The 3,304-nt window shown below is 70.2% G+C and carries 3 protein-coding genes; 1 reads left to right on the top strand and 2 read right to left on the bottom strand.

What is annotated here, in order from left to right:
• Positions 1 to 1,546 (bottom strand): AMP-dependent synthetase/ligase (locus AB4Y86_RS15325; RefSeq protein WP_441403051.1); only part of this gene is annotated, 1,546 nt, incomplete at its 3' end.
• A gap of 226 nt (positions 1,547 to 1,772) precedes the next feature.
• Between AB4Y86_RS15325 and AB4Y86_RS15320 the strand changes: the two genes are divergently transcribed.
• Complete coding sequence (locus AB4Y86_RS15320) at positions 1,773 to 2,819, top strand: ROK family glucokinase (RefSeq protein ID WP_441403052.1); 1,047 nt, start codon at positions 1,773 to 1,775, stop codon at positions 2,817 to 2,819.
• 30 nt (positions 2,820 to 2,849) lie between these two features.
• Here the strand turns inward: AB4Y86_RS15320 and AB4Y86_RS15315 are convergent.
• A partial coding sequence (locus tag AB4Y86_RS15315) for a hypothetical protein (protein WP_441403050.1) occupies positions 2,850 to 3,304 on the bottom strand: 455 nt, incomplete at its 5' end.

Here is a 3,304-nt window from a genome sequence, read left to right as displayed (position 1 = left end):
AACCCGGGAGCGCCTCCTCATCGAGCGTGACGAGGGCGCCGATGAAGGGCCGGTTGTCGCCCACCACGAGGACCTGCGAGACGAGCGCGTCGGCACGGATCTGGTCCTCCAGCAGCGCCGGCACCACATTCTTGCCACCGGCGGTGACGATGATTTCCTTCTTCCGGCCGGTGATGGTCAGGAAGCCCTGGTCGTCGAGCTGGCCAATGTCGCCGGTGCGGAACCAGCCGTCCTCGAAGGCCTCGGCAGTGAGATCGTCCCGGTTGAAGTAGCCCCGCATCACGCAGACGCCCTTGGCGAGGATCTCGCCGTCGTCGGCGATCTTCACGGCGTTGCCGGGGATCGGGGCGCCGACGGTGCCGATCCTAATCAGCGACGGCGTGTTGACGGTGACCGGGGCGGTGGTTTCCGTCAGGCCGTAACCTTCGAGGATCTGCAGGCCGACGCCCTGGAAGAAGTGCCCGAGCCGTTCGCCCAGCGGGCCGCCTCCGGATACGGCGTGCGCGACCTCGCCGCCCATCGCGGCGCGGAGCTTGCCATAGACCAGCCGGTCGAACAGGGCGTGCTTGAGCCGAAGGCCCGGGCCCACCTTGCCTGCCTGCCTGGCCCGGGAATAGGCGATGGCAGTTTCCGCGGCCCGGTGGAAGATGGCGCCCTTGCCGCCGTCCTCGGCCTTGGTCAGGGCGGAGTTGTACACCTTCTCAAAAACCCGCGGCACCGCGAGGATGAACGTGGGCCGGTAGCTTTGCAGATCCGGCAGCAGGTTCTTGATGTCGGGGGTGTGCGCGACGGTCACGCCGGCCGCCACGGCCAGGACAGAGATGAAGCGGGCAAAGACGTGCGCCAGCGGGAGGAACATGATGGTCCGGGCGTGCTCGTTGACAGTCTGGCCCAAAGAGGTGGCCAGCACGTTGTCGGACAATTCCACGAAGTTTCCGTGGGTCAGCTCGCAGCCCTTGGGGCGCCCGGTGGTGCCCGAGGTGTAGATGATGGTGGCGAGATCCTGCAGGGACGCCTGGCTGCGCCGGGCCTCGAGTGCCTCGTCGCTGATCGCGGAGCCGGCCGCGCGGACCTCGTCGAGGCCGTCCCCTTCGAGTTGCCACACGTGCCTTAGCCCGGTCAGGCCCTCGGAGGTCGCGGCCTGCCGGATGATGTCCTCGTGGTGGGCCGACTCGCCGAACGCCGCGACGGCGCCCGAGTCGCCCAGGTTCCAGGCAACCTGCGAGGGGGAGGACGTTTCGTAGATCGGGACCGAGACGGCGCCGGCGAACCAGATCGCGAAGTCGACGAGAGACCATTCGTACCGGGTGCGGGACATGATGCCGACACGGTCGCCGGCCCCCACGCCGCTGGCCATCAGGCCCTTGGCGAGCAAGGATACGTCGGCCAGGAAATTAGTGGCCCGGACGTCCTGCCACTGGCCGGCGGCGTCAAGCCGTGAGAACAGGGCAGGATTGGATGCCTTGGCGGCCTGGCGCAGGACCAGGTCCGTCACGTTCGTTTCCGGCGGGACGGTGACCAGGGGCGGGACAATGATTTCTCGCACGATAGCTCCTTTGATATCCATAGACCCGCAAGGGGGTACGACCAACCTTAGTAGGTGGCCCGTGGCGGGTGTGTTCAATTTCACTACTGGTGAGTAACTTTATGGTCCCGACCGCCGGTCGTGCCACCCGGGCCGCCCCCGGGTGCCCGCGGAGAATGACCCGGCGGACCATAGAATGAGGAACGATGCACACACCAACACCCGGCCGGCGGCCGGCCCTCAGCGCATGACAGCCGCCTGGCGGAGCAGGGCACCAGGCCGCCCCGGCCCGGCGGGGGGCGGACGTTTCCGCGAGCACCTGCGGCTCGGGCGCAGGGGACTGGCGATCGGCGTGGACATTGGCGGCACCAAGGTGGCGGCCGGAGTGGTGGACGCCGAGGGGCGCATCCTCAGCCAGGCCCGACGGTCCACCCCCGGAAGCGACCCGCGCGCCGTCGAACGGGTGATCGTCGAACTGGTCGAGGAACTGGGGCGCGGCCACCGGATCTGGTCGGTGGGCATCGGCGCCGCAGGCTGGATGGACCTGGACGGGTCCACCGTGCTGTTCAGCCCGCACCTGGCCTGGCGCAACGAGCCGCTGCGGGACAACCTGCAACGCATGCTGCGGCGGCCGGTSCTGCTGACCAACGACGCCGACGCSGCSGSCTGGGCGGAATGGCGCTTCGGCGCGGGGCGGGGCGAGAGCCGGCTGGTCTGCATCACCCTGGGCACCGGAATCGGCGGCGCCATGGTGATGGACGGCAGGCTGGAACGGGGCCGGTTCGGTGTCGCCGGCGAATTCGGCCACCAGATCATGGTGCCCGGCGGCCACCGCTGTGAATGCGGCAACCGCGGGTGCTGGGAACAGTATGCCTCCGGCAACGCGCTCGGGCGCGAGGCGCGGGAACTGGCCGACGGCAACTCGCCGGTGGCCCAGGAACTGTTGAAGGCGGTGGACGGCCGCCCCGAGCGGATCACCGGAGCGATCGTCACCGGGCTTGCCAAAGCCGGTGACCCCGCCTCGCGGGAACTCCTCGAAGATGTCGGGGAGTGGCTCGGCCTGGGGCTGGCGAACCTGGCCGCTGCCCTGGACCCGGGCACCCTCGTCATCGGCGGGGGCCTCTGCGACGCCGGTGACCTCCTCCTGGCCCCCGCACGGAAGGCCTTCGCGCGTAACCTGACGGGCCGCGGCTTCCGCCCGGCCGCCGCGATCGAACTCGCGGCGCTGGGCCCCAACGCGGGGCTGATCGGCGCCGCGGACCTCTCCCGGGTCAGCAGCCGGATGCGGGGCTAGCGGGTCCGAAGCTCGGCGGCCCCGGGCCGGCTAGACCCTGGCTCCGTCGTCGTGCTCGTCCTTTTCCTGCGGCAACTTCATGATCAGGAACACCACCGACGCCGCGAACGCCACCACCATGCCGGCCACCGCCAACGGTGGCGCGGTCCGCCAGAAGATGGCGGACAGCAGCAGGGCGATCGGGCCGCCGACGGCCCCTAGCCATGCCAGCACGGTCATCGGGTCTGATCCGGCCAGGGTGGGTGGCTCCTCGGGAATGAAGTCGCCCTCGTCCTCCGGCTCATAGTCCCGCGGCCCGGGCGCGGCATCTCCATCGCTACCGCCGTCACGGTGGTGGCCAACACCGTCCTGCGCGGCCGGGCGGCCGGCATGGGGTTCCGGCGGGGGCGGGGCTGCGAGGCCGAGCGGGTCGAAGTCGCGGAAAGTCCGTGCGGCGGGGGTCCCGTCGCCGGGTCCGCCGAGGCCTGAGTCGGTGGCCTCGAGTC

It is taken from the genome of Arthrobacter sp. 2YAF22_2, assembly GCF_052114645.1.
Taxonomy (GTDB): domain Bacteria; phylum Actinomycetota; class Actinomycetes; order Actinomycetales; family Micrococcaceae; genus Arthrobacter.
The sequence above is the reverse complement of the archived record's forward strand: the minus strand, read 5'-3'. Positions and strand labels throughout refer to the sequence as shown.